Source organism: Intrasporangium sp. (assembly GCF_039812505.1).
GTDB lineage: Bacteria > Actinomycetota > Actinomycetes > Actinomycetales > Dermatophilaceae > Intrasporangium_A.
This window is the reverse complement of record NZ_JBDIAQ010000214.1, coordinates 1-4,333: the sequence shown is the minus strand read 5'-3', so window position 1 is coordinate 4,333 and position 4,333 is coordinate 1. Positions and strand designations below refer to the sequence as shown.

At 71.2% G+C, this 4,333-nt stretch carries 4 protein-coding genes; all 4 read right to left on the bottom strand.

Annotation, left to right across the window (positions count from 1 at the left end):
• A partial coding sequence (locus WMI84_RS17105) for an SRPBCC family protein (protein WP_347354983.1) occupies positions 1–440 on the bottom strand: 440 nt, incomplete at its 3' end.
• A gap of 6 nt (positions 441–446) precedes the next feature.
• On the bottom strand, positions 447–1,304 hold the full coding sequence (locus WMI84_RS17100; protein WP_347354982.1) for a xanthine dehydrogenase family protein subunit M: 858 nt from the start codon (positions 1,302–1,304) through the stop codon (positions 447–449).
• Entirely contained in the window at positions 1,301–3,703 is a 2,403-nt protein-coding gene (locus WMI84_RS17095; RefSeq protein ID WP_347354981.1) for a xanthine dehydrogenase family protein molybdopterin-binding subunit, read from the bottom strand. Before WMI84_RS17095 ends, WMI84_RS17100 begins: the two co-directional genes overlap by 4 nt.
• Positions 3,700–4,209, bottom strand: coding sequence for a (2Fe-2S)-binding protein (locus WMI84_RS17090; RefSeq protein ID WP_347354980.1), 510 nt, complete (start codon positions 4,207–4,209; stop codon positions 3,700–3,702). The genes WMI84_RS17095 and WMI84_RS17090 overlap by 4 nt, the downstream gene beginning before the upstream one ends.
• Positions 4,210–4,333: the final 124 nt, after the last annotated feature.

Here is a 4,333-nt window from a genome sequence, read left to right as displayed (position 1 = left end):
GCGCCGAGCTGGTGCTCGATGCAGGCGACGAACTGGCCGAGCAGCTTGTCCGACACGTCCTGCATCACGCCGCGGCCGAACTGCGCCGGCTTGCCGGTGACCGCCAGGTCGGTCGTCACGTCGGCGCGGGTGCCGTCGCCCTCCGGCTCGAGCTGGATGGTCACCGTGGCGCCGGCGGTGCCGTTGCCGCGCTTGTCCTTGCCCTTGGCCTCGATCACGGCCCGCCGGGCCTGCTCGTCCTTCTCGAGGAACGAGCCGGACCCGGCATAGAGCAGCGCGATCGGCCCGAGCTTGACCTTGACCGTGCCGGTGAAACCCTCCGCCGTGACACCGGTGACCGTCGCCCCCGGGAAGCACCCGCCGACCCGGTCGAGGTCCATGAACAGGTCCCACGCCCGCTCGGTGGAGGCCGGCACGGTGAACGAGTGCTGCAGCTCCACCCGCGATCACACCCCTGCTGCTGCGAGGACCGCCCGCCGGGTCAGCACCGTCACGAGGTGCCTGCGGTAGTCGGCGTCCCCGTTGAGGTCGGACGGCGGGTTCGTCCCGTCGGCGGCCCGGGCGCACGCCGCTCGCACCGCTTCGTCGGTGGCGGGCTGCCCGACGAGCGCCTGCTCGACCGCGGTGGCGCGCAGCGGCGTGGAGCCCATGTTCGTCAGGCCGACCCGAGCCTCGGCGATCGTGCCGGCCTCGGCCCGTACCGTCGCCGCGACCGCGACGATCGACCACTGCTGGGCGGTGCGGACGAACTTCTCGTAGCGCGCCCCCCAGCCGGTGTGCTTCGGGATGCGGATCTGCGTGAGCAACTCGCCGTCGCCGACCGCGGTGGTGAACAGGTCCTCGAAGAAGTCGGCCGCCGCGACCGTGCGGGTGGCCCCGCCGGCGCCGGCGATGACCAGGTCTGCGTCCAGGGCCAGGATCGGCGCCCCGACGTCACCGGCCGGGTCCGCGTGCACGAGAGCGCCGCCGATGGTCCCCCGGTGGCGGATCTGCGGATCGGCCACGGTGGCAACCGCCTTGGACAGCAGGGCAGCGTGGGTGGACACGGCCGCGGAGGCCAGCACGGCGGCATACGGGGTCATCGCGCCGATCACGATGGTGTCGCCGTCCTCCGAGATCCCTTGCAGCTCGGACACCTTGCCGAGGTCGATGACCACCTCGGGGGCGTTGAGCCGCATCCGCAGGATGGGCAGCAGCGACTGCCCGCCGGCGAGGACCTTCGCGTCGTCGCCGTGCTCGGCGAGTGCCGCGAGGGCGTCGGCGAGCGAGGCAGGGGCGAGGTAGTCGAACGATGCGGGGATCACCGGGCACCTCCGGGGGTGGTGGACGAGCTCTGGATCGCACGCCAGACCCGCTCGGGCGTGCAGGGCATCTCGATGTCGTGGATCCCCCACGGGCGCAGCGCGTCGACGATGGCGTTGACCACGGCGGGAGTGGAGGCGATCGTGCCCGCCTCGCCGACTCCCTTGGTGCCCAAGGTGTTCGTCGTCGAGGGCGACACGGTGGTGTCGGTGACGAAGCTGATCGTGTCGGCTGCGCTCGGCATCGTGTAGTCGACGAACGAGCCGGTCACCAGCGTGCCGTTCTCGTCGTAGACGGCGCCCTCCCAGAGCGCTTGGGCGATCCCTTGCACGAGGCCGCCGTGCACCTGTCCCTCGACGAGGAGCGGGTTGACGATGACCCCGACGTCGTCGACGCAGGCGTACTTGCGCATCCTCGTGGCGCCGGTCTCGGTGTCGACCTCCACCGCGCACAGGTGGGTGCCGTGCGGGAAGGAGAAGTTGACCGGGTCGAAGGTCGCGTCGGCGTCCAGGCTCGGCTCGAACCCATCGGGCATGTTGTGCGCGGCGAACGTGGCGAGCGCCACCTCGCCGATCGCCATGCCCTTGTCGGTGCCCTTGACGCCGAAGCGGCCGGCCGAGAACTCGATGTCGTCGACGCCGGCCTCGAGCAGGTGGGCGGCCACGACCCGGGCCTTCTCGATGACCTTGTCCACCGCCCGGACGACCGCCTCGCCACCCACGACCAGCGAGCGCGACCCGTAGGTGTCCATCCCCTTGGGCGCGATCGCGGTGTCGCCGTGCAGGATCTCGACGTCCTCGAAGGGCACGCCGAGCCGGTCGGCGACGATCTGGCTGAAGCCGGTCTCGTGGCCCTGTCCGTGCGGCGAGATGCCGGTGACGACCTCGACCTTGCCGGTCGCGAGCATCCGGACGCTGGCGTGCTCCCAGCCGCCGGCGCCGTAGTTGAGCGAGCCGAGGATGCGCGAGGGGGCCAGCCCGCACATCTCGGTGAACGTCGAGACGCCGATGCCGAGCTGGACCGGGTCGTTGTCGGCGCGACGCCGGGCCTGCTCGGCGCGCAGCCCGGCGTAGTCGAACAGCTCCTTGGCCCGGGCGGTGGCGGCCTCGTAGTTGCCTGAGTCGTAGGTCATGCCGGAGACCGTGGTGAACGGGAACTCCTCGTGCCTGATCCAGTTCTTCTCGCGCACCTCGAGCGGGTCCTGCCCGACCTCGTCGGCCAGCTCGTCCATCATCCGCTCGATGCCGAACGCCGCCTCGGGACGCCCCGCGCCCCGGTAGGCGTCGACCCAGGGCTTGTTGGTCAGCACCGTCTGGCAGTTGAACTGGTAGGCCGGCATCTTGTAGATGCCGTTGAACATCCACGCGCCGAGCACCGGCACGCCGCCGCCGACGATGGCGACGTAGGCGCCGAGGTCGGCGACGAGCTCGACCTTCAGGCCGGTGATGACGCCGTCCCTGGTCGCGGCCATGGTGAGCTTCTGGTGCTGGTCGCGGCCGTGGTGGCCGGTGACGAACGCCTCCGAGCGGGTCTCGGTGAACTTGCACGGCTTGCCGAGGCGGCGCGCCAGCGCGATCGTGGCGAACTCCTCCGGCGTGGTCTGCAGCTTGCCGCCGAAGCCGCCGCCGACGTCGGGTGCGATGACGCGCAGCCTCGACTCGGGAATGCCCATCGTGGCCGCGATGGCGAAGCGCAGGATGTGCGGCACCTGGGTCGCGGACCACACGGTCAGCTGGTCGCCGGTCGGGTCGACCACCACCGAGCGCGGCTCCAGGAAGCCGGGCACGAGGCGCTGCTGGCGGAACTCGCGCTCGATGACGACGCCGTCGACTCGGGCCTTCGCGATGGCCTCGTCGACGTCGCCGCCGGTGCCCTGCGCGGCCGAGTCGAGCTGCCAGAAGGCCGACTTGTTCGTGCCGAGGTCGGGATGGGCGAGCACCTCGTCCTTCAGGGCCTCGACGGCGTCGAGCACCGGGGGCAGCTCCTCGTAGTCGACGTCGACCAGCTCGACGGCATCGCGCGCCTCGGCCTCGGTGCGGGCCACGACCACGGCCACGATCTCGCCGGCGAAGGCCACGTGCTCGATGGCGACCGGCAGGTGGGTGGGGGTGACCTGGTCGGTGGTGATCGGCCAGGCGTTGATGTTCACGCCCATGAGGTCGGCGATGTCGGCGCCGGTGACGACGGTGATCACACCCGGTGCGGCCTTGGCCTGCTGGGTGTCGACCGAACGGATCGTCGCGTGGGCGAACGGGCTGCGCACCATGGCCAGGTGCAGCATCCCGGGCAGCGTGATGCTGTCGGTGTACCGGCTCCGGCCGGTGATCAGGCGGGCGTCCTCCTTGCGGGCGCGGGCCCGGCCGATCTCGTGTGCCGGGGTCGGCCTCTGCGTGACGGTCATGCCGACACCTCCTGGGCCGGCGCGGTGGCGGCGGGGGCGTCCGCGCGCAGCGCGGCCGCCGCCTGCTGCACGGCGCGGACGATGTTGTGGTAGCCCGTGCACCGGCACAGGTTGCCCTCCAGGCCCTCGCGGATCTGCTGCTCGCTGGGGTCGGGGTTGTCCTTGAGCAGGTCGCAGGCCTGCATGATCATGCCCGGCGTGCAGTAGCCGCACTGCAGGGCGTGGCAGTCGTTGAACGCCTGCTGCATCGGGTGCAGCTGCCCGTCGGCGGCCAGCCCCTCGATGGTGCTCACCTCGTGCCCGTCGGCCTGCACGGCGAGCACGTTGCACGACTTGACGCTGCGCCCGTCCAGATGGACCGTGCACGCCCCGCAGTTGCTCGTGTCGCAGCCCACGAGGGTGCCGGTCTTCCCGAGGTTCTGCCTCAGGTAGTGGACCAGCAGCGTGCGCGGTTCGACCTCGTCGGTGTACCTCACCCCGTCGACGGTCACGGTGATCCGGGTCATGTGGCAGTCCTCCTGCTTCGTTGCAGTGGGTCGTCGGCCGATGCCTTGGTCGTGAGTCAACCCCGCGCGCGCGGCGCTTTCAAGCCCCTGTCGAAATTGACCGATTGGCCGGTGGGACATATGC

Bases quoted from the DNA above. Each gene is read 5' to 3' on its own strand.
- WMI84_RS17095 (WP_347354981.1), bottom strand. From the start codon at position 3,703: ATGACCGTCACGCAGAGGCCGACCCCGGCACACGAGATCGGCCGGGCC.
- WMI84_RS17090 (WP_347354980.1), bottom strand. From the start codon at position 4,209: ATGACCCGGATCACCGTGACCGTCGACGGGGTGAGGTACACCGACGAG.